The organism is Pantoea sp. SS70, from assembly GCF_029866845.1.
Classification (GTDB): domain Bacteria; phylum Pseudomonadota; class Gammaproteobacteria; order Enterobacterales; family Enterobacteriaceae; genus Pantoea; species Pantoea leporis.
Window position 1 is genome coordinate 4,187,221 of the sequence record NZ_CP117199.1, and the last position, 26,892, is coordinate 4,214,112.

General features: G+C 54.3%; 24 protein-coding genes. All 24 read left to right on the plus strand.

What is annotated here, in order from left to right:
- The first annotated feature begins 277 nt into the window (after nt 1-277).
- The 24 genes from ravA (at nt 278) to PO881_RS19520 (ending at nt 26,876) form a co-directional block, all read left to right on the plus strand.
- Nucleotides 278-1,774 (plus strand): ATPase RavA, encoded by a 1,497-nt coding sequence (ravA, locus tag PO881_RS19405; RefSeq protein WP_192414269.1) that lies wholly within the window; start codon nt 278-280, stop codon nt 1,772-1,774.
- Complete coding sequence (viaA, locus tag PO881_RS19410) at nt 1,771-3,231, plus strand: ATPase RavA stimulator ViaA (RefSeq protein WP_280172257.1); 1,461 nt, start codon at nt 1,771-1,773, stop codon at nt 3,229-3,231. The genes ravA and viaA overlap by 4 nt, the downstream gene beginning before the upstream one ends.
- Nucleotides 3,232-3,298: 67 nt before the next feature.
- Nucleotides 3,299-5,425: a 5-histidylcysteine sulfoxide synthase gene (gene ovoA, locus PO881_RS19415; RefSeq protein WP_280172258.1), complete on the plus strand. Its 2,127-nt coding sequence runs from the start codon at nt 3,299-3,301 to the stop codon at nt 5,423-5,425.
- Between the two features lie 106 nt (nt 5,426-5,531).
- Nucleotides 5,532-5,993: a transcriptional regulator AsnC gene (gene asnC / locus PO881_RS19420; RefSeq protein WP_008106733.1), complete on the plus strand. Its 462-nt coding sequence runs from the start codon at nt 5,532-5,534 to the stop codon at nt 5,991-5,993.
- 154 nt (nt 5,994-6,147) lie between these two features.
- On the plus strand, nt 6,148-6,588 hold the full coding sequence (gene mioC / locus PO881_RS19425; protein ID WP_064738315.1) for an FMN-binding protein MioC: 441 nt from the start codon (nt 6,148-6,150) through the stop codon (nt 6,586-6,588).
- Between the two features lie 442 nt (nt 6,589-7,030).
- On the plus strand, nt 7,031-8,920 hold the full coding sequence (gene mnmG, locus PO881_RS19430) for a tRNA uridine-5-carboxymethylaminomethyl(34) synthesis enzyme MnmG (RefSeq protein WP_280172259.1): 1,890 nt from the start codon (nt 7,031-7,033) through the stop codon (nt 8,918-8,920).
- Nucleotides 8,921-8,968: 48 nt separating this feature from the next.
- Nucleotides 8,969-9,586, plus strand: a complete 618-nt coding sequence (gene rsmG, locus PO881_RS19435) for a 16S rRNA (guanine(527)-N(7))-methyltransferase RsmG (RefSeq protein WP_280172260.1) — start codon at nt 8,969-8,971, stop codon at nt 9,584-9,586.
- A 713-nt stretch (nt 9,587-10,299) separates the two neighbouring features.
- Nucleotides 10,300-10,680, plus strand: coding sequence for a F0F1 ATP synthase subunit I (gene atpI / locus PO881_RS19440; RefSeq protein ID WP_064738312.1), 381 nt, complete (start codon nt 10,300-10,302; stop codon nt 10,678-10,680).
- 8 nt (nt 10,681-10,688) lie between these two features.
- On the plus strand, nt 10,689-11,507 hold the full coding sequence (atpB, locus tag PO881_RS19445; protein ID WP_007893608.1) for a F0F1 ATP synthase subunit A: 819 nt from the start codon (nt 10,689-10,691) through the stop codon (nt 11,505-11,507).
- Between the two features lie 49 nt (nt 11,508-11,556).
- Nucleotides 11,557-11,796: a F0F1 ATP synthase subunit C gene (gene atpE, locus PO881_RS19450; protein ID WP_003849523.1), complete on the plus strand. Its 240-nt coding sequence runs from the start codon at nt 11,557-11,559 to the stop codon at nt 11,794-11,796.
- Between the two features lie 107 nt (nt 11,797-11,903).
- Nucleotides 11,904-12,374, plus strand: a complete 471-nt coding sequence (gene atpF, locus PO881_RS19455; protein ID WP_007893603.1) for a F0F1 ATP synthase subunit B — start codon at nt 11,904-11,906, stop codon at nt 12,372-12,374.
- Nucleotides 12,375-12,388: 14 nt separating this feature from the next.
- Nucleotides 12,389-12,922 carry a F0F1 ATP synthase subunit delta gene (gene atpH, locus PO881_RS19460; RefSeq protein ID WP_008106723.1) on the plus strand — a complete coding sequence of 178 codons (534 nt, stop codon included), beginning with the start codon at nt 12,389-12,391 and terminating at the stop codon, nt 12,920-12,922.
- A 14-nt stretch (nt 12,923-12,936) separates the two neighbouring features.
- Nucleotides 12,937-14,478 (plus strand): F0F1 ATP synthase subunit alpha, encoded by a 1,542-nt coding sequence (gene atpA / locus PO881_RS19465; protein WP_008106721.1) that lies wholly within the window; start codon nt 12,937-12,939, stop codon nt 14,476-14,478.
- A 52-nt stretch (nt 14,479-14,530) separates the two neighbouring features.
- Complete coding sequence (gene atpG / locus PO881_RS19470; RefSeq protein ID WP_101763910.1) at nt 14,531-15,397, plus strand: F0F1 ATP synthase subunit gamma; 867 nt, start codon at nt 14,531-14,533, stop codon at nt 15,395-15,397.
- A gap of 63 nt (nt 15,398-15,460) precedes the next feature.
- Entirely contained in the window at nt 15,461-16,858 is a 1,398-nt protein-coding gene (gene atpD / locus PO881_RS19475; RefSeq protein WP_008106718.1) for a F0F1 ATP synthase subunit beta, read from the plus strand.
- 24 nt (nt 16,859-16,882) lie between these two features.
- Nucleotides 16,883-17,302: a F0F1 ATP synthase subunit epsilon gene (locus PO881_RS19480; protein ID WP_008106717.1), complete on the plus strand. Its 420-nt coding sequence runs from the start codon at nt 16,883-16,885 to the stop codon at nt 17,300-17,302.
- Between the two features lie 163 nt (nt 17,303-17,465).
- On the plus strand, nt 17,466-18,836 hold the full coding sequence (gene glmU / locus PO881_RS19485) for a bifunctional UDP-N-acetylglucosamine diphosphorylase/glucosamine-1-phosphate N-acetyltransferase GlmU (RefSeq protein WP_280172261.1): 1,371 nt from the start codon (nt 17,466-17,468) through the stop codon (nt 18,834-18,836).
- A gap of 130 nt (nt 18,837-18,966) precedes the next feature.
- Complete coding sequence (gene glmS / locus PO881_RS19490; RefSeq protein ID WP_222185620.1) at nt 18,967-20,796, plus strand: glutamine--fructose-6-phosphate transaminase (isomerizing); 1,830 nt, start codon at nt 18,967-18,969, stop codon at nt 20,794-20,796.
- A 176-nt stretch (nt 20,797-20,972) separates the two neighbouring features.
- Complete coding sequence (pstS, locus tag PO881_RS19495) at nt 20,973-22,016, plus strand: phosphate ABC transporter substrate-binding protein PstS (RefSeq protein WP_049852409.1); 1,044 nt, start codon at nt 20,973-20,975, stop codon at nt 22,014-22,016.
- A gap of 89 nt (nt 22,017-22,105) precedes the next feature.
- Nucleotides 22,106-23,068, plus strand: a complete 963-nt coding sequence (gene pstC / locus PO881_RS19500) for a phosphate ABC transporter permease PstC (RefSeq protein WP_101763907.1) — start codon at nt 22,106-22,108, stop codon at nt 23,066-23,068.
- Complete coding sequence (gene pstA, locus PO881_RS19505) at nt 23,065-23,952, plus strand: phosphate ABC transporter permease PstA (RefSeq protein WP_101763906.1); 888 nt, start codon at nt 23,065-23,067, stop codon at nt 23,950-23,952. Before pstC ends, pstA begins: the two co-directional genes overlap by 4 nt.
- A gap of 43 nt (nt 23,953-23,995) precedes the next feature.
- Complete coding sequence (gene pstB / locus PO881_RS19510) at nt 23,996-24,769, plus strand: phosphate ABC transporter ATP-binding protein PstB (protein ID WP_101763905.1); 774 nt, start codon at nt 23,996-23,998, stop codon at nt 24,767-24,769.
- A 14-nt stretch (nt 24,770-24,783) separates the two neighbouring features.
- On the plus strand, nt 24,784-25,518 hold the full coding sequence (gene phoU / locus PO881_RS19515; protein WP_007893583.1) for a phosphate signaling complex protein PhoU: 735 nt from the start codon (nt 24,784-24,786) through the stop codon (nt 25,516-25,518).
- A gap of 119 nt (nt 25,519-25,637) precedes the next feature.
- Nucleotides 25,638-26,876: an MFS transporter gene (locus tag PO881_RS19520; protein WP_101763904.1), complete on the plus strand. Its 1,239-nt coding sequence runs from the start codon at nt 25,638-25,640 to the stop codon at nt 26,874-26,876.
- Nucleotides 26,877-26,892 lie beyond the last annotated feature (16 nt).

Here is a 26,892-nt window from a genome sequence, read left to right on the forward strand (position 1 = left end):
CGGAGGCGCTTGCCTTCCGCTCAAGCCATCAAAAAGCGCACAGTATGCACATATTCCCAAAAAAACCTACTCTTACAAAGTGTCACCATCGCGTCGGTGACGCGGTTTTTCGCCGAAAATAGCGCCAAAAAACCGTTGGAAGCGGCGAGTTTTCTCGCATCAACCTTCTGAAACAAAAAAGCTGACGGCTATCAACGCAATCGCGCATGATAATCAGTAGAGTATTGCGCTCGCCAGACTATGACGGCACCAGGATCAAAAGGATAATGATGTGATTATGGCTCAACCCCATCTTTTGGCAGAAAGAATTTCTCGCCTGAGCAACGCTCTGGAAAAAGGGCTGTATGAACGCCATCATGCGATCCGCCTCTGTTTGCTGGCTGCCTTAAGTGGCGAAAGTGTGTTTCTGCTCGGGCCGCCGGGCATCGCCAAGAGTCTGATTGCCCGCCGATTGAAATATGCCTTCCAGCACGCCCGCGCATTTGAATACCTGATGACCCGTTTTTCCACCCCCGAAGAGGTGTTTGGCCCGCTGTCGATTCAGGCACTAAAAGATGAAGGGCGTTATCAGCGTCTGACCAAAGGTTATCTGCCGGATGCCGAAATAGTCTTCCTCGACGAAATCTGGAAAGCCGGCCCGGCAATTCTTAATACCTTGTTGACTGCCATTAACGAACGCCGCTTCCGCAATGGCGACAGCGAAGAAAAAATCCCAATGCGCCTGCTGGTTACCGCTTCCAACGAATTGCCGGAAGCCGATAGTGGCCTCGAAGCGCTGTATGACCGCATGTTGATTCGCCTGTGGCTGGATAACGTGCATGAGAAGCAGAACTTCCGCAGCATGCTCACCCACCAGCAGGATGAAAACGACAATCCAGTGGCGGAATCGTTGCGCATCAGCGACGAAGAGTATGAGCAGTGGCAGAAAGGCATCAGCCAGGTCAGTTTGCCGGATCATGTGTTTGAACTGATTTATCAGCTTCGTCAGCAGTTAGAAACGCTGCCGGACGCGCCGTACATTTCCGATCGTCGCTGGAAGAAAGCCATTCACCTGTTGCAGGCTAGCGCCTTTTACAGCGGCCGCGTGGCCATCGCGCCCATCGACTTAGTGCTGCTGAAAGATTGCCTGTGGCATGACGTGGCGTCGATGAAAATGCTGGATCGCGAAATCGATACGCTAATGTCGCAACATGCGTGGCAGCAACAGGCGCTGCTACATAAGCTGCAGCAGATCAAAAGCCGCCAGCTGGCGCTGCAACAGCAGCAAAGCGTGGCGCAAGCGCTGACGCTGGAGAAACACAGCGGCATGTTCAGCCGCAAACCGCACTACGAATTACCCGCCGCCATCACCGATGATCAACTGACACTAATGCTGCAACAACCGTTGATGCTGCACGACATGCAGGTGACGCACATTCTGATTGGCCGCGAAGCGCTGGATCAGTGGCTGCTGAAGGGCGGTGAAATCCGTGGCAAGCTGAACGGCATCGGCTTTGGTCAGACGCTGGATATGCTGGTGGATACTCATCACTGTTTGACGCTGCGCGATGCCAGCCTGCAATCCACGCGTCTGACGCTGCCGGGCGCCAGCAGCAGCAGCGAGATGCCGCAGGAGATCGCTGATGAATATGACGCGCTGGAAACCCAGCTGCGCGCGCAGCGCACGCTGTTCAGCCAGCATCAGCGCTGTCTGTTCATTAGCGATGACTGGCTGGCACGCATCGAAACCAGCCTGCAGGATGTCGCGGAACAGCTGAAACAGGCGAGAAAATGATCTCACTGGAGACGCTGAGTGCGCTGTTGTCGATTGGCGAAACCGAGTTAATCGAAGAGCTGATTATCGCGCTGCTCGCCTCGCCGCAACTGGCGCTGTTCTTTGAGAAATTTCCCCGCCTGAAACAAGCCATGATGCGCGATCTGCCGCGCTGGCGATCGGAGATCGCCGAGCAGATCAAAGTCACGCCGGTGCCAGAAGCGCTGGCGCAGGAGTTTCAGCTGTTTCAACAGATGCAGCTACTCAGCACGCAACATTTCACCCAACAGTTACCCAACATCATGACGCAGCTGAAAAGCCTACCGTCGCCATTCATCGAAGAAGCCAGCAAACTGCTGCTGAATGCTGAAAGCGACCAGCTCAGCAACGCGCAACACACCTTGTTCCTGCAACGCTGGCGCCTCAGCCTGACGCTGCAAACGCTGACGCTGAATGAAACCCTTCTGGAAGAGCAGCGCGAACGCTTGATGGCCGAGCTGCAGCAGCGCATGGCGATCAGCGGTCAGCTGGCGCCGATTCTTACCGATGACGATGAAGCTGCCGCCGGACGCCTGTGGGATTTAAGCAAAGCGCCGCTGCAGCACGGCGATTATGAACTGATTGTGCAGTACGGCGATTTCCTCGCCCAGCAGCCGGAATTGATGAAGCTGGCGCAGCAGCTGGGTCGCAGCCGCGAGGCCAAATCGGTGCCGTCGCAGGATGTACCGCTGGAAGCGTTTCACCAGCTGGTGCGCGAACCGGATAACGTACCGGAAGAAGTCAGCGGCATTCATCAAAGCGATGATGTGCTGCGTCTGTTGCCACCTGAGCTAGCGGCATTGAGCATTAGCGAGTTAGAGCTGGAGTTTTATCGGCGTTTAGTCGAGAAACGCTTGCTGACTTATCGTCTACAGGGCGATGCGTGGCACGAAAAAATCACCATGAGTCCGGTCAGCCACCAGCAGCATGAAGAGCAACCGCGCGGCCCGTTTATCGTCTGCGTTGATACGTCCGGATCGATGGGCGGTTTCAATGAACGCTGCGCCAAAGCCTTTTGCCTGGCGCTGCTGAAAGTGGCGCTGGCGGATAAGCGCCGCTGCTACATCATGCTGTTTGCTCATGAAGTGATCGGTTATGAACTCACCGCTGATAACGGCATTGAGCAGGCGATCCGTTTCCTCAGCCAGCGTTTTCGCGGCGGTACCGATCTCGCTGCCTGCCTTGCGGCGGTGGTGAAACGCATGGAAGGCAGCGCGTGGCAGGAAGCGGATGCGGTGATCGTTTCGGATTTTATTGCCCAGCGTTTGCCGGACGACATCGTCAGCACCATTAAGCAGCGTCAGCGCCAACATCAACAGCGCTTCCACGCGGTAGCAATGTCGCTGCATGGCAAACCCGGCATTCTGCGCATCTTCGATCACATCTGGCGCTTCGATACCGGCCTGAAAAGCCGTCTGCTGCGCCGCTGGCAGCGCTAATTCATCTGGCGGAAATGCTAATTTGCTATATTGATAAGTTCGAGCATTTAGCAAACTGGAGCACCTTGTGACGACCGCCCAACTTCCCGCACCGACCCGTACGCTGAAACTTTCCGGCCAACACTCCGAACAAAAACGGGCCGAGCTGCTGGCGTACTTCACCCAAACCTGGGAACTGTATGAAAGCTTGTTTGATTGCCTGGCGGACGAGCGCGCCTGGTTTAACAAAGCCATTTCGCTGCGCCATCCGCTGATCTTCTATTTTGGCCACACCGCAACCTTCTACATTAATAAGCTGATGGCGGGCCGCTACCTCGATCAACGCGTTGACGATCGTATTGAGGCGATGATGGCGATCGGCGTGGATGAGATGAGCTGGGACGATCTCAACGACAGCCATTACGACTGGCCGACCATCGCAGAAGTGCGCGACTATCGTGGCAAAGTGAAAAGCCTGGTGAGTGAGTTTATTCGCACCATGCCGCTGGAACTGCCGATCGACTGGGACAGCCCGGCGTGGGTGGTTTTGATGGGCATCGAACACGAACGTATTCATCTGGAAACCTCCAGCGTGCTGATGCGCCAGTTGCCGATTGAATGGGTTAAGCCGCAGCCGCACTGGCCAGTTTGCCCGCAGGCGCGTCACGATCGTCAATCGGTACCGGAAAATTCTCTGATCGCGATGCCCGGCGGCCGTGTGCAGCAGGGCAAAACCGACGACACTTATGGCTGGGATAACGAATACGGTAGCCAGCAAACCGAACTGAAGCCGTTTAAGGCCAGCAAAATGCTGGTCAGCAATGCTGAGTTTTATCGTTTTATTGCGGCGGACGGTTATAACGATCGCCGCTGGTGGGATGACGAAGGTTGGGGCTGGCGTGAATTTTCCGGTGCGCAGATGCCGACATTCTGGGTCGGTGACGAAAAGCTGCCCGATCAGCTAAAACTGCGCGTGCTGGCCGAAGAGGTGGCGATGCCGTGGGATTGGCCGGCGGAAGTGAATCAACTGGAAGCCGCCGCGTTCTGTCGCTGGATGGCGGAAGAGACCGGTAAATCTGTTCAGCTTCCCTGCGAAGCCGAATGGGCGCAGCTGCGTGAGCAAGTTGGCGGCGATCAGCCGGACTGGACTGAAGCGCCGGGCAACATCAATCTGGCATACTGGGCTTCCTCCAGCCCGGTCGATCGCTTCGCACAAGGTGAGTTTTACGACATCGTCGGCAACGTCTGGCAGTGGACCACGACGCCAACCAACGGTTTCGAAGGCTTTAAGGTACATCCGCTCTACGACGATTTCTCCACACCCACCTTTGATGGCAAACATGCGCTAATCAAAGGTGGCAGCTGGATTTCCACCGGCAATGAAGCGTTGAAATCTGCGCGCTATGCTTTCCGTCGTCACTTCTTCCAGCACGCCGGTTTCCGCTATGTCGTTTCTTCCCATGAAGAGAGCATGACGCTCAATCCTTATGAAACCGACAGCATGGTGTCGCAGTATCTCGATTTCCAGTACGGGCCGAGCTACTACAACGTAACCAACTACGCGGCTGCGCTGGTGGAAAAACTGCTGCCGCACTGTACTGCGCGGGGTCAGGCGCTGGATATCGGCTGCGCCACCGGGCGGGCCAGCTTTGAACTGGCGCGACACTTCGAGGCAGTAACGGGCATGGATTACTCGGCGCGCTTTATTGATGTTGCGCTGCAGCTGACCTCCGGTGAGGATTTCCGCTATGTGGTGCCCGAAGAGGGCGATCTGGTGGAGTATCGTCAGGTGCGGCTGAAAGAGTTTGGTCTGGAAGCTGAGCAAGCGCAGCGTATTCAGTTTGTGCAGGGCGATGCCTGTAACCTGAAGCCGCAGCCGGACCGTTACGATCTGGTGCTGGCCTCTAACCTGATCGATCGTCTGCGTCAGCCAAAACGTTTCCTGCAGGATGTCACGCCGATGATCCGCGCCGGTGGTTTGCTGGTGCTGTCATCGCCGTATACCTGGCTGGAAGATTTCACGCCGAAAGAGAACTGGCTGGGCGGTGTTCGCGAAAATGGTGAAGCGCTGACAACCTATCAGGCGCTGCAGCGTCTGTTACGTGATGCCTTTGACGAAGTGGCACCGCCGCAGGATGTACCCTTTGTGATCCGCGAAACGGCGCGCAAATTCCAGCACACGCAGGCGCAAGTGACCTTCTGGCGTAAGCGCTAAAAAGCAGGCAGACAACGGCATGGCTGTTGTCTGCACCTTGCCTGCACCGCTAATTTGCTGCACATTCTCCTCTATTCATAGAAGAAGAACTCAACGAGGATGGACAATGGCGGAACACCTTCAGCTGGATAACCTGGATCGCGGGATTCTGAATGCGCTGCTACAGAACGCGCGTACCGCCTATGCCGAGCTCGCCAAGCAGTTCAACGTCAGCCCCGGCACCATTCATGTGCGGGTGGAGAAGATGCGTCAGGCGGGCATTATTTTGGGCACGCGCGTGGAGATCGATCCGCGTCAGCTCGGCTTCGATGTGTGCTGCTTTATCGGCATTATCCTTAAAAGCGCGCGCGATTATCCGGCGGCTCTGAGCAAACTTGACGCGCTGGATGAAGTGGTGGAAGCCTGGTATACCACCGGCCACTACAGCATCTTTATCAAAGTGATGTGCCGATCAATCGATGCCTTGCAACAGGTGTTGATCAACAAGATCCAGACCATCGACGAAATTCAGTCCACCGAAACCCTGATCTCCCTGCAAAACCCGATCATGCGCACTATTAAGCCGTAACCCCTCTCTAATCTGTGCACAAACTTATCCCCGGCAGATCGCGCGTATGGCGCGACTTGCCGCCTGATGCTTTCTACTATTAACCCTGTTTTCCACAGGTGGATCACGGCTTGATCACAGCGTACAATGCTCGCCTTTAGTGCGGGAGAGCATCATGGCCGATATTACGTTAATCAGTGGAAGTACCCTTGGCAGCGCCGAATATGTTGCTGAACATCTGGAAGAAAAACTGCAGGAAGCGGGCTTCTCAACCGAGGTGCTGCATGGCCCAGAGCTGGATGAGCTGCAACCGGAAGGGATTTGGCTGATCGTTACCTCCACGCACGGTGCCGGTGAACTGCCTGATAATTTGCTTCCTTTATATGAAGCACTGCAGGAAACAAAACCGGACCTCTCTGGCTTACGTTATGGCGCAGTCGGCATTGGTAATCATGAATACGATCTTTTCTGCGGCGCGATCAAACTGCTGGAAGAGCAATTGAACCAGTTGGGCGCCAAACGCATTGGCGATCGACTGGAGATCGACGTGCTGGAGCATGAGATCCCGGAAGACGCGGCCGAAGTGTGGGTCGCCACATGGAAAACGCAGATTTAAAACGATCTTTAGTGGCTGGGGATCGGGAAAATAGAATGATCCCCAGTTGATTGCGCTGTTTTTTTACCTTAAACCCGCGATCGACTGTGGATAACATGGCCTGTTTCATGCGTATAACCAGTAGTTATCCAAATAACAACGTCTGTTTCTTTTTTAGGCTGTGCATAAGTAGCCATTTTGATCCCAGCTTATACGGATCAGGATCACCGATCATTCACAGCTAATGATCCTCGCTAATTTGCTGTTTAGCATGAACTTTTTGGGGTTATCAACAGCCGGATGCGATCCTAATAGTAGATCTAACAGAAAGATCATATAAAAGACTTAAGATCCTTTCTTTTAAACCTCGGGATCCCGCGACTTTCGCCGCCGACATTATTTCAGTAGAATCCACCGCCCAGGGCAACGATCCCTGTCCGAAACACTAACGAGGACCCACTTCATGTTTTATCCAGATCCTTTTGACGTCATCGTAATCGGTGGTGGTCATGCGGGCACAGAGGCCGCGATGGCCGCAGCCCGAATGGGTCAGCAAACCCTGTTACTCACCCATAACATTGATACGCTTGGACAAATGTCCTGTAACCCGGCGATCGGTGGCATCGGGAAAGGACATCTGGTGAAGGAAGTGGATGCCTTAGGCGGTTTGATGGCCACGGCAATTGACCAGGCAGGTATCCAGTTTAGGATACTAAACGCGAGTAAAGGCCCCGCCGTTCGCGCCACTCGTGCTCAGGCTGACCGTGTACTGTATCGCCAGGCGGTACGCACCGCATTAGAGAACCAGCCAAACCTGATGATCTTCCAGCAGGCGGTTGACGATCTGATTGTGGAAAACGATCGTGTCGTCGGTGCTGTGACGCAAATGGGCCTGAAGTTCCGCGCCAAAACCGTGGTGCTGACCGTCGGGACCTTCCTCGATGGCAAAATCCACATCGGCCTGGATAACTACAGCGGTGGCCGTGCAGGCGATCCGCCATCAATCCCATTGGCAAAACGCCTGCGTGCACTGCCGCTGCGCGTAAACCGTCTGAAAACCGGTACGCCGCCACGCATCGACGCACGCTCGATTGATTTTTCGATGCTGACACCGCAGCACGGTGATCATCCGATGCCGGTGTTCTCGTTCATGGGCAAGGTTTCGCAGCATCCACAACAAGTGCCATGCTGGATCACCTACACCAACGAACAGACGCATGACGTGATCCGCAATAACCTCGATCGCAGCCCGATGTATGCCGGGATCATCGAAGGTATTGGTCCACGTTATTGCCCATCGATCGAAGACAAAGTGATGCGTTTTGCCGATCGTAATGCGCACCAGATCTTCCTGGAGCCGGAAGGCCTGACCAGCAACGAGATCTACCCGAATGGTATCTCCACCAGCCTGCCGTTTGACGTACAGATGCAGATTGTACGTTCGATGAAAGGACTGGAAAACGCGAAGATCATCCGTCCGGGTTACGCCATCGAGTATGATTTCTTCGATCCACGCGATCTCAAACCGACGCTGGAAAGCAAATTTATCCACGGTCTGTTCTTTGCCGGCCAGATCAACGGCACCACTGGCTACGAAGAAGCGGCAGCGCAAGGTTTGCTGGCCGGCCTCAACGCAGCACGCGCTTCCGCCGACAAAGAGGGCTGGGCGCCACGTCGCGATCAGGCTTACCTTGGTGTGCTGGTTGATGATTTGTGCACGTTGGGCACGAAAGAGCCGTACCGCATGTTTACATCACGCGCTGAATACCGCCTGATGCTGCGCGAAGACAACGCCGATCTACGTTTGACCGAAGCCGGTCGCGAGCTCGGTCTGGTTGATGATGCCCGCTGGGCGCGCTACAACCAGAAACTGGAGGCGATTGAGCAGGAGCGTCAACGCCTGCGCGATCTGTGGGTGCATCCAAAATCGGATAACGTGGCGGAAGTGAACGCGGTGATCAGTGCGCCGCTCACCAAAGAAGCCAGCGGTGAAGATCTGCTGCGTCGTCCAGAGATGACCTATCCGCTGCTGACGTCACTCGCCAGCTACGGTCCGGCACTGCCAGATGAGCAAGCTGCTGAGCAGGTGGAAATTCAGGTGAAATACGAAGGGTACATTGCGCGTCAGCAGGAAGAGATTGATCGCCAGCTGCGCAATGAAAACACCTTGTTGCCTGTCGAGCTCGACTATCGTCAGGTAAATGGCTTATCGAATGAAGTGATCGCCAAACTCAACGATCACAAACCGACTTCCATCGGCCAGGCTTCTCGTATTTCGGGTATCACGCCTGCGGCAATCTCAATTCTGCTGATTTACCTGAAAAAACAGGGCCTACTGCGTAAAAGCGCCTGATCGACTTTGGGGCGAGGCAACTCGCCCCCCGTTAATGGAATTCTCGTTGTGATCAACAAACTCTCCTCGCTGCTAAAAGCGGCAAACATTTCCCTTACCGATCAACAAAAACAGCAGTTGGTTGGCTATGTTGAGTTGCTGCATAAGTGGAATAAGGCCTATAACCTGACATCAGTGCGCGACCCGCAGCAGATGCTGGTACGCCATATTCTCGACAGCGTGGTGGTTGAGCCACATTTGCAGGGCGAACGCTTTATTGACGTCGGCACCGGTCCGGGCTTGCCAGGCATTCCGCTGGCCATTGTGCGCCCGCAATCGCATTTCACCTTGCTTGATAGCCTCGGCAAACGCGTGCGTTTCCTGCGTCAGGTACAACATGAGTTAGGACTTACTAACGTCACGCCGGTGCAGAGCCGCGTTGAAGAGTATCCGTCTGAGCCGCCATTCGACGGTGTTATCAGTCGTGCATTTGCTTCACTCGAGGATATGCTGACCTGGTGTCATCATCTGCCGGGTCCTGAAGGTCGCTTTTATGCCCTGAAAGGTGTGCGTACGGATGATGAGATTGCTGCATTACCCGCTGGCTTTACGGTGGAAAAAATTCAACCTCTGCAGGTACCCGAGCTGGATGGTGAACGTCATCTGGTGGTGATTACCCGCCAATAGCCTTTTAAACGGTATGGATTTAAGCTGCTTCACGCCGTTTGTCTTAGTTATTGGCCTGAACGAAAAAGCAGCGATTGAACACTTTTAGGTAAAAGCTTTTATTTCGCAGGGCAGGGCGCGCGAGTTAACATCCCCGGCGGAAATTATCCGAAAATCTCTGTTACATTTAACGAATAATTCACATTTCATTATCACGGAGATCACTTTTTTGGGTGTATTTACCCAACCAAATAATCACTGGTGAAAATATAACTTTGCAATAAATTGGCGTACGTAATATCAGTTTTGCGTTTTTATTGCAGCGCATGATGTCAATAGAGTGTTTTTCTCGAAAATCGAAGTGCGACAGTTAAATAAAAAATCTAAATTTCTGATTTATTAGTGTTTTAGTCGATTTTGAAATTCTATAAATCTTGTCTGAAACAAATTCAGTCAGGCATTCCTTGTTTATTATGTGATCTAAAGCACGCTTTAAAAGCAAGTCGGTCGGGCATTTTCAGACTTAAAGTCAGACATTGCCTGAAGACGATGTTTTGAAAAATAGCCCTTCAGAAAGAAATTTAAATAATTGTTCACCTTTTCGCTACTTACCGATTGAAATCGCAGGTGGCGCCCGTATAATTTGCACGGCTTTTGCTGCTTGACTCAAATGAGTAAAGGCAGTCTTATACGACACGCGACATACCCCGTTCGGGGCAGGAGAGTTCAGCGTCATGTCAGTGTCTCTTTACAGTGTGAAATTAGCCCGGGCCGTGCTGATCATTCAGCTGGTGACCTTTGTCATCATCGGTGCGCTCTTTACCCTGAAAGAGGTTACCTGGGGCGCCTCCGCCATCGCGGGTGGCGTGGCAGCCTGGCTGCCGAACGTGTTGTTTATGTTTTTGGCCTGGCGCCTGCAGGATCAAACGCCTGCGAAAGGACGTGTTGCCTGGAGCTTCGCCCTCGGTGAAGTGTTGAAGGTTTTCACAACCGTCATTTTCCTCGCGGTGGCGTTGGGTGTGTTTGGAGCGGTCTTCTGGCCACTCGCAATCACGTGGTTATCGGTGCTGGTGGTGCAGATCGTCGCTCCGGCTGTAATTAACAACAAAGGGTAAGAGGCATCATGGCTGCTGGAGAAATCTCTACTCCGCAAGAATACATAGGTCACCACCTGAATAACCTTCAGTTGGACCTGCGTACTTTCGAGTTGGTGAATCCGCACGACGCTCCCGCGACGTTCTGGGTATTAAATATCGATTCCATGTTTTTCTCTGTGGTGCTGGGACTGATTTTCCTGGTGTTGTTCCGCAAAGTGGCGAAAAGCGCTACCAGCGGTGTTCCAGGGAAATTACAAGCGGCTATCGAACTGGTTGTCGGCTTCGTTGATAACAACGTGCGCGACATGTACCACGGTAAAAGCAAACTTATCGCCCCGCTGGCTCTGACGATTTTCGTCTGGGTCTTCCTGATGAACTTCATGGATCTGCTGCCTATCGATTTGCTGCCGTTTATCGGCGAGCACTATTTAGGCCTGCCGGCGCTGCGCGTCGTGCCGTCTGCAGACGTGAACATCACGCTGTCTATGGCGCTGGGCGTATTTATTTTGATTCTGTTCTACAGCATCAAAATGAAAGGCATTGGCGGCTTCACCAAAGAGTTGACGCTGCAGCCTTTTAATCACCCGATCTTCATCCCCATTAACCTGATTCTTGAAGGTGTTAGCCTGCTGTCCAAGCCTGTTTCACTGGGTCTGCGACTGTTCGGCAACATGTATGCGGGTGAGTTGATCTTTATCCTGATTGCCGGCTTGCTGCCGTGGTGGTCGCAGTGGTTGTTGAATGTGCCTTGGGCCATTTTCCACATCCTGATCATTTCGCTGCAGGCTTTCATTTTCATGGTCCTCACGATCGTCTATCTGTCGATGGCATCTGAAGAACATTGATTTTTATCTCAACACTTAAGCTTTTAACTGAAACAAACTGGAGACTGTCATGGAAAACCTGAATATGGATCTGCTGTACATGGCTGCCGCTGTGATGATGGGCCTGGCGGCAATCGGTGCTGCGATCGGTATCGGCATCCTCGGAGGTAAATTCCTGGAAGGCGCCGCGCGTCAACCGGATCTGATCCCTCTGCTGCGTACGCAGTTCTTTGTTGTAATGGGTCTGGTGGATGCAATCCCGATGATCGCTGTAGGTCTGGGTCTCTACGTGATGTTTGCTGTCGCTTAAACCTGGTAGCCTTGTTCACTCATGGCACCTGGTGTGATGAGGGACGGATTCTGCCGTTTATCTCTGATAGCGGCAGAGCAAGTTAACTTAATAAGAGGCATTGTGCTGTGAACATTAATGCAACAATCCTCGGCCAGGCCATCGCGTTCATTCTGTTTGTCGCGTTCTGCATGAAGTACGTATGGCCGCCGATTATGGCTGCCATCGAAAAGCGCCAGAAAGAAATTGCTGAAGGCCTTGCTTCTGCTGAGCGCGCGAAGAAAGATTTAGATCTCGCGCAGGCCAATGCGACCGACCAGCTGAAAAAAGCGAAAGAAGACGCTCAGGTCATTATCGAGCAGGCGAACAAACGCCGTGCCCAGATTCTGGACGAAGCGAAAACCGAAGCTGAGACTGAACGTAACCGCATCGTGGCGCAGGCGCAGGCAGAAATTGATGCCGAGCGTTCGCGTGCCCGTGAAGAGCTGCGTAAGCAAGTCGCGTTGCTGGCATTAGCTGGCGCCGAGAAAATCATCGAACGTTCCGTGGATGAAGCTGCTAACAGCGACATCGTTGATAAACTGGTCGCTGAACTGTAAGGAGGGAGGGGCTGATGTCTGATCTGATTACTGTAGCTCGCCCCTACGCCAAAGCAGCTTTTGACTTTGCTGTTGAGCATCAAAGCATCGATCGCTGGCAATCCATGCTGGCGTTTGCCGCAGAAGTGGCTCGCAACGAACAGATCGCAGATCTTCTTTCCGGTGCGCTCGCACCGGAAGCTTTGTCTGCTTCTTTCATTGCAGTTTGTGGCGATCAACTTGATGAAAACGCCCAGAACCTGATTAAGGTAATGGCCGAAAACGGACGTTTGACAGCGCTTCCAGCCGTACTGGCTCAGTACATTCAACTGCGTGACGCTTATGAAGCGACAGCCGAAGTTGATGTGATTTCTGCCAGCACGCTGAGTGACAGTCAGCTGACTAAAATCAGCGCCGCGATGGAAAAACGTCTGTCACGTAAAGTTAAGCTGAATTGCAAAATTGATAAGTCTGTAATGGCAGGTGTGGTTATCCGTGCGGGTGACCTGGTCATTGATGGCAGCGTACGCGGCCGTCTTGATCGTCTGGCAGACGTCTTGCAGTCTTAAGGGGACTGGAGCATATGCAACTGAATTCCACCGAAATCAGCGAACTGATCAAGCAGCGCATTGCTCAGTTCAATGTCGTGAGTGAAGCTCACAACGAAGGTACTATTGTTTCTGTAAGTGACGGTATCATCCGCGTACACGGCCTGGCCGATGTCATGCAGGGTGAGATGATTGCCCTGCCGGGCAACCGTTACGCTATCGCACTGAACCTCGAGCGTGACTCGGTTGGTGCAGTAGTGATGGGCCCGTATGCTGACCTCGCGGAAGGCATGAAAGTAAAATGTACGGGTCGTATTTTAGAAGTTCCAGTTGGCCGTGGCCTGCTGGGCCGTGTGGTGAACACACTGGGTGCACCGATCGACGGTAAAGGCGCAATCGAAAACGACGGCTTCTCGCCTGTTGAAGTGATTGCACCGGGCGTTATCGACCGTCAGTCTGTAGACCAGCCTGTTCAGACCGGTTACAAATCTGTCGATGCGATGATTCCAATCGGCCGTGGCCAGCGTGAGCTGATCATCGGTGACCGTCAGACCGGTAAAACTGCAATGGCAATCGACGCCATCATCAACCAGCGCGATTCAGGCATCAAGTGTGTCTACGTTGCGATTGGTCAGAAAGCGTCAACCATTTCTAACGTAGTACGCAAACTGGAAGAGCACGGCGCGCTGGCTAACACCATCGTGGTTGTCGCTTCTGCTTCTGAATCTGCAGCACTGCAGTACCTGTCACCGTACGCCGGTTGTGCAATGGGTGAGTACTTCCGTGACCGCGGTGAAGATGCACTGATCGTGTACGATGACCTGTCTAAGCAGGCTGTTGCTTACCGTCAGATTTCTCTGCTGCTGCGCCGTCCACCAGGTCGTGAAGCATTCCCTGGTGACGTGTTCTATCTCCACTCTCGTCTGCTGGAGCGTGCATCACGCGTTAGCGCTGACTACGTTGAGCGCTTCACCAACGGTGAAGTGAAAGGCCAGACCGGTTCTCTGACCGCACTGCCAATCATCGAAACTCAGGCGGGTGACGTTTCTGCGTTCGTTCCGACCAACGTAATCTCGATTACTGATGGTCAGATCTTCCTGGAATCTAACCTGTTCAACTCCGGTATTCGTCCAGCCGTTAACCCGGGTATTTCGGTATCCCGTGTTGGTGGTGCTGCACAGACTAAGATCATCAAGAAACTGTCCGGTGGTATTCGTACCGCGCTGGCACAGTATCGTGAACTGGCTGCGTTCTCTCAGTTCGCTTCCGATCTGGACGATGCAACGCGTAAACAGCTGAGCCACGGTCAGAAAGTGACCGAGCTGCTGAAACAGAAACAGTATGCGCCGATGTCAGTCGCGCAACAGGGTCTGGTGCTGTTTGCTGCTGAGCGCGGCTATCTGAACGATGTTGAACTGGCGAAAGTCGGCAGCTTCGAAGCCGCTCTGCTGGCGTTCGCGGATCGCGATCACGCTGAGCTGATGGCTGAAATCAACCAAGCGGGTAACTTCAATAACGAAATCGAAGAGAAGCTGAAAGGCCTCCTCGAAACGTTTAAAGCAACCCAGTCCTGGTAATGTCTGGCGGCTTGTCTGAAAAGGCAGGCCGCAAGGCTTTGAGGAGAAGCTAATGGCCGGCGCAAAAGAAATACGTAGTAAGATCGGAAGCGTAAAAAATACGCAGAAGATCACCAAAGCGATGGAAATGGTCGCCGCCTCCAAAATGCGTAAAACGCAGGAACGCATGGCGGCCAGCCGTCCGTATGCAGATACCATGCGCAAAGTGATTGGTCACCTTGCCTTGGGTAATCTGGAATACAAGCACCCTTACCTGGATGAGCGTGACGTTAAGCGCGTCGGCTACCTGGTCGTTTCGACTGACCGCGGGCTTTGTGGTGGTTTGAACATTAACCTGTTCAAAAAATTGCTGGCAGATATGAAAAGCTGGGCGGATAAAGGCGTACAGAGCGATCTGGCTGTTATCGGTTCGAAAGGCAATTCATTCTTCGGCTCTGTAGGTGGCAACATCGTGGCACAAGTCACCGGTATGGGCGATAAGCCTGCACTGTCTGATTTGATCGGCCCGGTAAAAGTGATGTTGCAGGCCTACGATGAAGGTCGCATCGACAAGCTGTATATCGTTGCCAACAAGTTTAATAACACCATGTCTCAGACTCCGACCATTACCCAACTGCTGCCGTTACCGCCAGCGGAAGGTGAAGAAGAGATGAAGGCGAAGACCTGGGATTACCTGTACGAACCCGATCCGAAAGCGCTGCTGGATACTCTGCTGCGTCGTTACGTCGAATCGCAGGTTTATCAGGGTGTGGTGGAAAACCTGGCCAGTGAGCAGGCCGCACGTATGGTTGCAATGAAAGCTGCAACCGATAACGGCGGAAACCTGATCAAAGAGCTGCAGTTGGTTTACAACAAAGCTCGTCAGGCCAGCATCACCCAGGAACTTACCGAGATCGTCTCGGGAGCCTCCGCGGTTTAACCAGGCATATATCCTGTCGCGCGAGCGCGGCTGGGTATTTTCGTATTAGGTAGAGGATTCAAGATGGCAGCTGGAAAGATTGTCCAGATTATCGGCGCCGTAGTTGACGTCGAATTCCCTCAGGACGCGGTACCGCAGGTATACAGCGCTCTCGAGGTGAAAAATGGTGATGCTCGTCTGGTGCTGGAAGTTCAGCAGCAGCTGGGTGGTGGCGTGGTTCGTACCATCGCCATGGGTACTTCTGACGGCCTGAAGCGCGGTCTGGAAGTTACCGACCTGAAAAAACCTATCCAGGTTCCGGTTGGTAAAGCAACCCTCGGCCGTATCATGAACGTATTGGGTGAGCCAATCGACATGAAAGGCGACCTGCAGAATGACGACGGCACTGTAGTAGAGGTTTCCTCTATTCACCGTGCAGCACCTTCGTATGAAGATCAGTCTAACTCGCAGGAACTGCTGGAAACCGGCATCAAGGTTATCGACCTGATGTGTCCGTTCGCTAAGGGCGGTAAAGTCGGTCTGTTCGGTGGTGCGGGTGTAGGTAAAACCGTAAACATGATGGAGCTGATCCGTAACATCGCGGCTGAGCACTCAGGTTATTCGGTATTTGCTGGTGTGGGTGAGCGTACTCGTGAGGGTAACGACTTCTACCACGAAATGACTGACTCCAACGTTATCGATAAAGTAGCGCTGGTGTATGGCCAGATGAACGAGCCGCCGGGTAACCGTCTGCGCGTAGCACTGACCGGTTTGACCATGGCGGAAAAATTCCGTGATGAAGGCCGTGACGTTCTGCTGTTCATCGACAACATCTATCGTTACACCCTGGCCGGTACTGAAGTATCAGCACTGTTGGGTCGTATGCCATCTGCGGTAGGCTATCAGCCAACGCTGGCAGAAGAGATGGGTGTGTTGCAGGAGCGTATTACCTCCACGAAGACCGGTTCAATCACCTCTGTACAGGCCGTTTACGTTCCTGCGGATGACTTGACTGACCCGTCACCAGCAACCACCTTTGCTCACTTAGACTCAACCGTTACGCTGAGCCGTCAGATCGCCTCTCTGGGTATCTACCCAGCCGTTGACCCGCTGGATTCTACCAGCCGTCAGCTGGATCCACTGATCGTGGGTCAGGAGCACTATGACGTTGCGCGTGGCGTGCAGTCTCTGCTGCAGCGTTACCAGGAACTGAAAGACATCATCGCTATCCTGGGTATGGACGAGTTGTCTGAAGAAGACAAACTGTTGGTGGCACGTGCGCGTAAGATTCAGCGCTTCCTGTCTCAGCCGTTCTTCGTTGCTGAAGTCTTCACCGGTTCTCCAGGTAAGTACGTCACCCTGAAAGACACCATCCGTGGCTTCAAAGGCATCATGGAAGGCGAATTCGACCACCTGCCAGAGCAGGCGTTCTACATGGTCGGCGCTATCGAAGAAGCCGTAGAAAAAGCGAAGAAACTGTAATTTAGGTTTCCCAGGAGGAATGGTATGGCTATGACTTATCATCTGGACGTGGTCAGCGCGGAGCAACAAATGTTCTCCGGTCTGGTCGAGCGTATCCAGGTGTCAGGTAGCGAAGGTGAGCTGGGGATTCGTCCTGGCCACGCCCCGCTGCTGACAGCCATCAAGCCTGGTATGATTCACATCGTGAAACAGCACGGCGAAGAGGAGTTTATTTACCTCTCTGGCGGCGTGCTGGAAGTTCAGCCTGGCAGCACCACCGTTCTGGCCGACACCGCGATTCGCGGTGAAGACCTCGACGAAGCGCGCGCGCTGGAAGCGAAACGTAAAGCGGAAGAGCACATGAACAGCAGCCACGGCGACGTGGATTATGCTCAGGCTTCTGCGGAACTGGCGAAAGCCATCGCGAAACTGCGTGTCATCGAGCTGACCAAAAAAGCGATGTAATCAGGCTTTATGCGTCACGAAATGCCAGCCCTTTGGGTTGGCATTTTTTTTGCCCAAAATTTGCCGCCTGGCGCTGAGCCCGGCTAATTTCGACCCGAGAAAAATGTAGTAATCTCGGGGTTAAACCTTACACTTTCGAAAGTTGAAGAGAATCAGGATAGTTATGTCTACGAACGCGATGAGTGTGGTGATCTTAGCCGCTGGCAAAGGCACCCGAATGTATTCCGACCTGCCCAAAGTACTGCACACCCTTGCAGGTAAACCAATGGTTCAGCATGTTATTGATGCCGCAACCGGTTTGGGCGCCCAGCAGATCCATCTGGTTTACGGCCACGGCGGAGATTTACTGCAGTCAACGTTAGCGCATAACGCACTCAACTGGGTGCTGCAGGCCGAGCAACTGGGTACTGGTCATGCGATGCAGCAGGCGGCACCCTTCTTTGCCGATAACGAAGATATTCTGATGCTGTACGGCGACGTGCCGCTGATCTCGCAGGCCAGTTTGCAACGTCTGCGCGACGCGAAACCCGCGGGCGGCATTGGCTTACTCACCGTAGTTCTGGATAACCCAACCGGCTACGGTCGTATCGTGCGTGAAAACGGCACGGTGATCGGCATCATTGAGCAGAAAGATGCCTCGCCAGAACAGCTTAAAATTCAGGAAATTAACACCGGCATTCTGATTGCCAACGGTGGCGACCTCAAGCGCTGGCTGGCACAACTTAACAACAATAATGCGCAGGGCGAATTCTATATCACCGACATCATCGCCATGGCGCACCACGAAGGCCGCGTGATCAATGCGGTGCATCCGGCGCGCATCAGCGAAACCGATGGCGTCAACAATCGCCTGCAGCTGGCAACGCTTGAGCGTGTCTACCAAAGCGAGCAGGCAGAAAAGCTGCTGCTGGCGGGTGTGATGCTGCGCGATCCGGCGCGTTTCGATCTGCGCGGTGCGTTGCAACACGGCCGCGATGTGGAGATCGACACCAATGTGATCATCGAAGGCAAAGTCACGCTCGGCAACCGCGTCAAAATCGGTGCCGGCTGCATCATCAAAAACAGCGTGATTGCTGACGACTGTGAAATCAGCCCTTATTCGGTGATCGAAGATGCCACGTTAGCCGCTGCTTGTACGGTTGGGCCTTTTGCGCGTCTGCGTCCGGGCAGCGAGTTGGCGGAAGCGGCGCATGTGGGCAACTTTGTAGAGATGAAGAAAGCCACGCTCGGCAAAGGCTCCAAAGCCGGTCATCTCTCTTATCTCGGCGATGCGGAAATTGGCGCGGGCGTGAATATCGGTGCGGGTACCATTACCTGTAACTATGATGGCGCCAACAAATCCAAAACCATCATTGGCGACAACGTGTTTATCGGTTCGGATACCCAACTGGTGGCGCCAGTCAGCGTGGCGAGCGGTGCGACCATCGCCGCGGGCACCACGATAATGAAAGATGTGTTAGCTGCGGATCTGGTCTACAACCGTAAAGAACAGAATCAAAAATCGGGCTGGCAGCGTCCTGTTAAGAAAAAATAAATTTTAAAGGCCGACAACGATCGGCCTGTTAGCAGTGCCATAAAAAAATATCCCCACTCTCTACAAGGCTCGGGGAAATCAGGTCGTATGACAACGCAATGGCCGAAAGCCATGAAGTCAGGAAATTACTATGTGTGGAATTGTTGGTGCAGTAGCGCAGCGTGACATCGCAGAAATTCTGCTGGAAGGTTTGCGTCGTCTTGAGTATCGCGGTTATGACTCCGCGGGATTAGCCGTCGTCGATCGTCAGGGCCATATGACGCGCCTGCGTCGTCTGGGTAAAGTGCAGAACCTGGCGGAAGCCGCAGAGCAGCAGCCGCTGATTGGCGGCACCGGTATCGCACACACGCGCTGGGCGACACACGGAGAACCGTCGGAGGCCAATGCGCATCCGCACGTTTCCGAGCACATCATCATCGTGCACAACGGCATCATTGAAAACCATGAGCCGCTGCGCGCGCAGTTGCTTGAGCGCGGCTATCACTTTGCCTCAGAAACCGACACCGAAGTGGTGGCGCATCTGGTGCATTGGGAGCAGAAGCAAGGCGGCACACTGCGTGAAGTGGTGCTGCGCGTCATTCCGCAGCTGCGCGGTGCGTATGGCATGGTGATCATGGACAGCCGCGATCCTTCGCTGCTGGTGGCGGCGCGCTCCGGCAGTCCGCTGGTGATTGGCCGTGGCGTGGGTGAAAACTTTATCGCTTCCGATCAGCTGGCGCTGCTGCCAGTGACGCGTCGCTTCATCTATCTGGAAGAGGGTGATATTGCCGAGATCACCCGCCGCGAAGTCACCATCATCGATCGTGACGGTAAAACCACTAAGCGCGCTGAAATCGAATCGACCGCGCAGTACGATGCTGGCGACAAAGGCATCTATCGTCACTACATGCAGAAAGAGATTTACGAGCAGCCGAACGCGATCAAAAACACCATCACCGGTCGTTTTAATCACGGCGAAGTCGATCTCAGCGAGCTGGGCCCGGATGCTGAGACGCTGTTGAGCCAGGTCGAACATATTCAGATCATCGCCTGCGGTACGTCATACAACTCCGGCATGGTTTCGCGTTACTGGTTTGAGTCGCTGGCTAACCTGCCTTGTGATGTGGAAATCGCCTCGGAATTCCGTTATCGCAAATCTGCAGTGCGTAAAAATAGCCTGCTGATCACGCTGTCACAATCGGGTGAAACCGCCGATACGCTGGCGGCGCTGCGCCTGTCGAAAGAGCTGGGTTATCTCGGTTCGCTGGCAATCTGTAACGTGGCCGGTTCATCGCTGGTGCGTGAATCCGATTTAGCGCTGATGACCAAAGCCGGCACTGAAATTGGCGTGGCATCCACCAAAGCCTTCACCACGCAGCTGGCAGTATTGCTGATGCTGGTGGCGAAACTCGGTCGTCTGCACGGCATGAAAGCCGAAACCGAGCACGAGATTGTGCACGCGCTGCAGGCCTTGCCGAGCCGCATCGAACAGATGCTGGCGCAGGACAAAGTGATCGAAAACCTGGCGGAAGGTTTCTCTGATAAGCATCACGCGCTGTTCCTTGGCCGTGGCGATCAGTATCCGATCGCGATGGAAGGCGCGCTGAAGCTGAAAGAGATCTCCTATATCCACGCCGAAGCCTATGCGGCGGGCGAGCTGAAGCACGGCCCGCTGGCGCTGATTGATGCGGATATGCCAGTGATCGTGGTCGCGCCCAACAACGAACTGCTGGAGAAGCTGAAATCCAATATTGAAGAGGTACGCGCGCGCGGCGGTTTGCTGTATGTGTTTGCCGATCAGGATGCCGGTTTCAGCGACAGCGATGGCATGAAAATCATCTCCCTGCCGCACGTAGAAGAGGTGATTGCACCGATCTTCTACACCGTGCCGTTACAGCTGCTCTCGTACCATGTGGCGCTGATTAAAGGTACCGATGTTGACCAGCCGCGTAACCTGGCGAAATCGGTTACCGTTGAATAATCAGTAACAAGAGTGGGCTCGCAACGGGCCCGCTTCATTTCTGCACGCTGTCATATAACTGTCACATTTCGTACATTTCACTGTCATCAAACTGTCCTATTTTCCCTCCAGCAGCAATCACTGACTCCTACTAAAAAGGCATTGAGCCTGATTTTTTTGAATCCCCTGGAGGGAACATGACACTGATGCGTAGCACCGTAGCCCGAATCCTCGCCGCCACCTTCGCAGTAAGCGCGGTTTCTGCTTTTGCAGCCACCGATCTGACGGGCGCAGGCGGGACATTCCCGGCGCCGGTTTATGCCAAGTGGGCAGCCGAGTACCAGCAAGCCACCGGTAGCAAAATCAACTATCAGGGTATTGGTTCTTCCGGCGGCGTGAAGCAAATCATCGCGAAAACCGTCGATTTCGGTGCGTCTGATGCGCCAATGAAAGAAGAAGATCTGCAGAAAAACGGCCTGTTCCAGTTCCCTACCGTCATCGGTGGTGTGGTGCTGGCGGTTAACATCCCAGGTGTGAAATCCGGTGAACTGACTCTTGACGGTAAAACTGTGGGCGACATCTACCTCGGCACCATCAAAAAGTGGAACGACCCGGCGATCACTAAACTGAACCCAGGCGTGAAACTGCCAGATTCCAACATCAACGTGGTTCGCCGCGCTGACGGTTCCGGTACTTCTTTCGTCTTCACCAGCTACCTGGCAAAAGTGAACGAAGAGTGGAACAGCAAAATTGGTAAAGGTAACACCGTTAACTGGCCAACCGGTCTGGGCGGTAAAGGTAACGACGGCGTGGCCGCGTTTGTACAGCGTCTGCCGGGTTCAATTGGCTATGTGGAATACGCTTACGCCAAGCAGAACAACCTGACCTACACCAAACTGGTTGATGCCGACGGTAAAGCGGTCGCACCAAGTGAAGAGAGCTTTGCTAACGCCGCGAAAGGCGCAGACTGGAGCAAAACCTTTGCTCAGGATCTGACCTTCCAGAAAGGCAACGATGCATGGCCGATCACCTCAACCACCTTCATCCTGATCTACAAAGATCAGGCGAATGCGGAGAAAGGTAGCGAAGTGCTGAAGTTCTTCGACTGGGCATACAAAGGTGGCAGCAAAACCGCAACCGACCTGGATTACGCCGCGCTGCCAGAAAGCGTAGCTAACCAGATTCGTGCAGCGTGGAAAGCGAACATCAAAGATAGCTCCGGTAAAGCGCTGTACCAGTAACAGATTGACCCGGCCAGCCGAGACGGTTGGCCAACCCCAATGGGCGGCCTGCGTGCCGCCCTGACATCCCCCTGAGAACAGAGAATTCTATGGCTGCCACTAAGCCGACGTTCAAAGCCCCCGGTAAACAAGGCGACATGATTTTCGGCGCGCTGGTGAAGCTATCCGCGCTTATCGTGTTGCTGTTGATGGGCGGCATTATCGTCTCCCTGATTTTCTCCTCCTGGCCAAGCATCCAAAAATTTGGTTTCTCTTTCCTGTGGAACAAAACCTGGGATGCGCCAAACGAACAATTTGGTGCGCTGGTACCGATTTACGGCACCCTCGTCACCTCGATTATTGCCTTGATCATTGCCGTGCCGGTGAGCTTCGGCATCGCGCTGTTCCTGACCGAACTGGCGCCAGGCTGGCTGCGTCGCCCGCTGGGCACCGCCATTGAGCTGCTGGCGGCCATCCCCAGCATCGTGTACGGCATGTGGGGCCTGTTTGTTTTCGCGCCGCTGTTCGCCGAATATTTCCAGACGCCGGTTGGCAACGTGATGGCGAATATCCCGATTGTCGGCACGCTATTCTCGGGCCCGGCATTCGGTATCGGTATTCTGGCGGCGGGCGTGATTCTCGCCATCATGATCATTCCGTACATCGCCTCGGTGATGCGCGACGTATTTGAACAAACGCCGGTGATGATGAAAGAGTCGGCTTACGGCATCGGCTGCACCACGTGGGAAGTGATCTGGCGCATCGTGCTGCCGTTCACCAAAAACGGCGTGATCGGCGGCGTGATGCTTGGCCTGGGCCGCGCGTTGGGTGAAACCATGGCGGTGACCTTTATCATCGGTAACACCTACCAGCTCGACAGCGCTTCGCTGTTTATGCCGGGCAACAGTATTACTTCCGCGCTGGCCAACGAATTCGCTGAAGCGGAATCGGGTGTCCACGTTGCAGCACTGATGGAACTGGGTCTGATTCTGTTCGTGATTACCTTTATCGTGCTGGCGATCTCCAAACTGATGATCCTGCGTCTGGCGAAGAGTGAAGGAGCCCGTTCATGACCGCTATTGAAGTTCAGGCTCGCGCTGAGCTGGAAGCCTCGCGCCGCAAAATGCAGGCATGGCGCAGTACTAAAAACAAAATTGCCCTGACGCTGTCGCTGATGACCATGGCATTCGGTCTGTTCTGGCTGGTGTGGATTCTGTTCACCACCGTTACGCGCGGCGTTGATGGGTTGAGCTGGGAGCTGTTTACCGAATCGACACCGCCGCCCAACACCGCAGGCGGTGGTTTAGCCAACGCCTTACTCGGCAGCGGTTTACTGATTTTCTGGTCGACGATCATCGGAACGCCGCTCGGCATCATGGCTGGGATTTATCTGGCGGAATATGGCCGTAAACACTGGCTGGCGGAAGTGATTCGCTTCATCAACGACATTCTGCTGTCAGCACCGTCGATTGTGGTGGGCCTGTTTGTTTACACCATTGTGGTATCGCAGATGCAGCACTTCTCCGGTTGGGCCGGCGTAGTAGCGCTGGCGCTGCTGCAAATCCCGATTGTGATTCGTACCTCCGAAAATATGCTGCGTCTGGTACCCGACAGCATGCGTGAAGCGGCTTATGCGCTGGGTACGCCGAAGTGGAAAATGATTTCGGCGATTACGCTGAAAGCCTCGGTTTCCGGCATCATCACCGGTGTGCTGTTGGCCGTGGCGCGTATTGCCGGTGAAACCGCACCGCTGCTGTTTACTGCGCTGTCGAACCAGTTCTGGAGCACCGACATGATGCAGCCGATCGCTAACCTGCCGGTCACCATCTTTAAATTCGCCATGAGCCCGTTTGCCGAGTGGCAAAGCCTGGCGTGGGCGGGTGTGCTGATTATTACCGTGTGCGTGCTGCTGCTGAACATTGTGGCGCGTGTGGTTTTCGCCAAGGGCAAACACTAATTTCCCAGCGCGGCTTCGGCGGCGCTGCTTATGAGAGACGAGAATGAGTAACGTGACTTCATCAGCCGGTAAAATTCAGGTCCGTAATCTGAACTTCTATTACGGTAAGTTTCACGCGCTGAAAAACATCAATCTGGATATCACCAAAAATCAGGTGACCGCGTTTATCGGCCCATCAGGTTGCGGTAAATCCACTTTGCTGCGCACCTTCAACAAAATGTACTCGCTCTATCCGGAGCAGCGTGCCGAAGGTGACATCCTGCTGGATGGCGATAACATTCTGGCTTCCAATCAGGATATCGCCCTGCTGCGCGCCCGCGTCGGTATGGTGTTCCAGAAGCCTACGCCATTCCCGATGTCGATTTATGACAACATCGCCTTCGGCGTGCGGCTGTTTGAGAAGCTGTCGCGTGCCGATATGGATGAGCGCGTGCAGTGGGCGCTGACCAAAGCCGCGCTGTGGAATGAAACCAAAGACAAGCTGCATCAGAGCGGTTACAGTCTTTCCGGCGGTCAGCAGCAGCGTTTGTGCATCGCCCGCGGCATCGCGATTCGCCCGGAAGTGCTGTTGCTGGATGAACCTTGCTCCGCGCTGGATCCGATCTCAACCGGTCGTATTGAAGAGCTGATCACCGAACTGAAGCAGGATTACACTGTGGTGATCGTGACTCACAACATGCAGCAGGCTGCGCGTTGTTCTGACCACACCGCTTTTATGTATCTGGGCGAGCTGATTGAGTTCAGCGATACCGATACCTTGTTCACTAAGCCCGCAAAGAAGCAGACCGAAGATTACATCACCGGTCGTTACGGCTGATTCAGGAGACGCACATGGATAATTTAAATCTGAACAAACACATCTCCGGTCAGTTCAACGCGGAGCTGGAGCACATTCGCACGCAAGTGATGATCATGGGCGGCATGGTTGAGAAGCAGCTGATGGACGCCATCACCGCGATGCACAACCAGGATGGCGAGCTGGCGCGTCACGTCATCGACGGCGACCAGAAGGTCAACATGATGGAAGTGGAGATTGATGAAGCCTGTGTGCGCATCATCGCCAAACGCCAGCCGACCGCCAGCGATTTGCGCCTGGTAATGGCGATCATCAAGACCATTTCTGAGCTGGAACGCATTGGCGATGTGGCGGAAAAAATCAGCCGCACCGCGCTGGAGAAGTTCAGCCAGCAGCATCTGCCGCTGCTGGTGAGCCTTGAAGCGCTTGGTCATCACACCGTGCAGATGCTGCACGACGTGCTGGATGCGTTCGCGCGCATGGATCTCAACGAAGCCATCAAAATCTACCGCGAAGATAAGAAGGTGGATAAAGAGTACGAAGGCATCGTGCGTCAGCTGATGACCTACATGATGGAAGATCCGCGCACTATCCCAAGCGTGCTGACCGCGCTGTTCTGCGCGCGCGCCATCGAGCGTATCGGCGATCGCTGCCAGAACATCTGCGAAATTATCTTCTATTTCGTCAAAGGTCAGGATTTCCGTCATGTGGGCGGCGACAAGCTGGATGAACTGCTGTCGGGCGATGACGGCAGCAATAAACCCTCTTGATTGATGCGTCGGCGGCCCGTTGCCACTGTGGCTAACGGGCCGCCTGCTTAAATTCTGTCTGTTCTCATCGATTCCCTCTCTTTATACTTGGCGCACTTTTTTCTGCCAGGTGCTGTTACATGTCTTCCCCAACTCCTAAAAAACAAGCCATTACACCGGCGAAAGCCATGGTGGCGGCTATCAGCGGCTACGCGATGGACGGATTTGATCTGCTGATTCTTGGCTTTATGCTGCCGGCGATCAGCGTCTCGCTGGCGCTCGATCCGTCTCAGGCCGGTTCGCTGGTCACCTGGACGCTGATTGGCGCAGTGATCGGCGGCATCGTGTTTGGTCATCTGAGCGATCGTTATGGCCGCATCCGTATCCTTACCGTCACTATTCTGGTGTTCTCGGTATTCACTGGCTTGTGCGCCGTGGCGCAGGGTTATTGGGATCTGCTGGTGTACCGCACGCTGGCGGGCGTGGGATTGGGCGGCGAGTTCGGCATCGGCATGGCGCTGATTGCCGAAGCCTGGCCGAAAGAGAAGCGCAACCGCGCCTCGGCGTGGGTGGGCATTGGCTGGCAGCTCGGTGTGCTGCTGGCGGCCTTTATCACGCCGCCGCTGCTGAGCGTGATTGGCTGGCGCGGCATGTTCCTCGTCGGTTTGCTGCCGGCGCTGGTCTCGTTTGTGATTCGCCGCAGCATGGGCGAGCCGGAGAGCTTTACCCGCCACGTTGAGAAAACGCCGCAGCTCTCCTTTGGCGCACGTCTTAAATTGCTGTTTGCCGATCGCGCCACCAGTAAAGCCAGCCTGGGGATTTTCATTCTCTGCTCGGTGCAGAACTTTGGTTACTACGGATTGATGATTTGGATGCCGAGCTATCTGTCGTCCAGCTTCGGTTTCAGCCTGACCAAATCAGGCTTGTGGACCGCGGTGACGGTGGTGGGCATGACGTTCGGCATCTGGCTGTTTGGCGTGCTGGCCGATCGCTTCGCGCGCTGGAAAATCTTCCTGCTGTATCAGTTTGGCGCGGTGGTGATGGTGGTGGTGTATGCGCAGCTGCGCGATCCTACGGTGATGCTGTTTACCGGCGCGCTGATGGGGATGTTTGTGAACGGCATGATCGGCGGCTACGGCGCGCTGATTTCCGATACTTTCCCACCGCAGGCGCGCGCAACAGCGCAGAACGTGTTGTTTAATTTGGGGCGTGGCGTAGGCGGGTTTGGTCCATTGGTGATTGGCCTGCTGGCGACCAATATCTCTTTCACCGCGGCGATCACGCTGCTGGCGCTGATTTATCTGCTGGATATCGCCGCCACGCTGTTCCTGCTACCGAAGAAGCAGAGCAACGAGGATTCGTTAGGGGCGATTGGCTGATTTGGGTTGTGCTGGC

What these genes read in the sequence shown, in the direction of transcription:
- PO881_RS19480 (WP_008106717.1), top strand. Translation starts at nt 16,883, where the DNA reads ATGGCTATGACTTATCATCTGGACGTGGTCAGCGCGGAGCAACAAATG.
- atpI (WP_064738312.1), top strand. Translation starts at nt 10,300, where the DNA reads ATGTCAGTGTCTCTTTACAGTGTGAAATTAGCCCGGGCCGTGCTGATC.
- atpH (WP_008106723.1), top strand. Translation starts at nt 12,389, where the DNA reads ATGTCTGATCTGATTACTGTAGCTCGCCCCTACGCCAAAGCAGCTTTT.
- glmU (WP_280172261.1), top strand. Translation starts at nt 17,466, where the DNA reads ATGTCTACGAACGCGATGAGTGTGGTGATCTTAGCCGCTGGCAAAGGC.
- pstC (WP_101763907.1), top strand. Translation starts at nt 22,106, where the DNA reads ATGGCTGCCACTAAGCCGACGTTCAAAGCCCCCGGTAAACAAGGCGAC.
- viaA (WP_280172257.1), top strand. Translation starts at nt 1,771, where the DNA reads ATGATCTCACTGGAGACGCTGAGTGCGCTGTTGTCGATTGGCGAAACC.
- pstS (WP_049852409.1), top strand. Translation starts at nt 20,973, where the DNA reads ATGACACTGATGCGTAGCACCGTAGCCCGAATCCTCGCCGCCACCTTC.
- atpB (WP_007893608.1), top strand. Translation starts at nt 10,689, where the DNA reads ATGGCTGCTGGAGAAATCTCTACTCCGCAAGAATACATAGGTCACCAC.
- atpD (WP_008106718.1), top strand. Translation starts at nt 15,461, where the DNA reads ATGGCAGCTGGAAAGATTGTCCAGATTATCGGCGCCGTAGTTGACGTC.
- PO881_RS19520 (WP_101763904.1), top strand. Translation starts at nt 25,638, where the DNA reads ATGTCTTCCCCAACTCCTAAAAAACAAGCCATTACACCGGCGAAAGCC.
- pstB (WP_101763905.1), top strand. Translation starts at nt 23,996, where the DNA reads ATGAGTAACGTGACTTCATCAGCCGGTAAAATTCAGGTCCGTAATCTG.
- pstA (WP_101763906.1), top strand. Translation starts at nt 23,065, where the DNA reads ATGACCGCTATTGAAGTTCAGGCTCGCGCTGAGCTGGAAGCCTCGCGC.
- mnmG (WP_280172259.1), top strand. Translation starts at nt 7,031, where the DNA reads ATGTTTTATCCAGATCCTTTTGACGTCATCGTAATCGGTGGTGGTCAT.
- ravA (WP_192414269.1), top strand. Translation starts at nt 278, where the DNA reads ATGGCTCAACCCCATCTTTTGGCAGAAAGAATTTCTCGCCTGAGCAAC.
- glmS (WP_222185620.1), top strand. Translation starts at nt 18,967, where the DNA reads ATGTGTGGAATTGTTGGTGCAGTAGCGCAGCGTGACATCGCAGAAATT.
- atpE (WP_003849523.1), top strand. Translation starts at nt 11,557, where the DNA reads ATGGAAAACCTGAATATGGATCTGCTGTACATGGCTGCCGCTGTGATG.
- asnC (WP_008106733.1), top strand. Translation starts at nt 5,532, where the DNA reads ATGGCGGAACACCTTCAGCTGGATAACCTGGATCGCGGGATTCTGAAT.
- phoU (WP_007893583.1), top strand. Translation starts at nt 24,784, where the DNA reads ATGGATAATTTAAATCTGAACAAACACATCTCCGGTCAGTTCAACGCG.
- mioC (WP_064738315.1), top strand. Translation starts at nt 6,148, where the DNA reads ATGGCCGATATTACGTTAATCAGTGGAAGTACCCTTGGCAGCGCCGAA.
- atpA (WP_008106721.1), top strand. Translation starts at nt 12,937, where the DNA reads ATGCAACTGAATTCCACCGAAATCAGCGAACTGATCAAGCAGCGCATT.
- atpG (WP_101763910.1), top strand. Translation starts at nt 14,531, where the DNA reads ATGGCCGGCGCAAAAGAAATACGTAGTAAGATCGGAAGCGTAAAAAAT.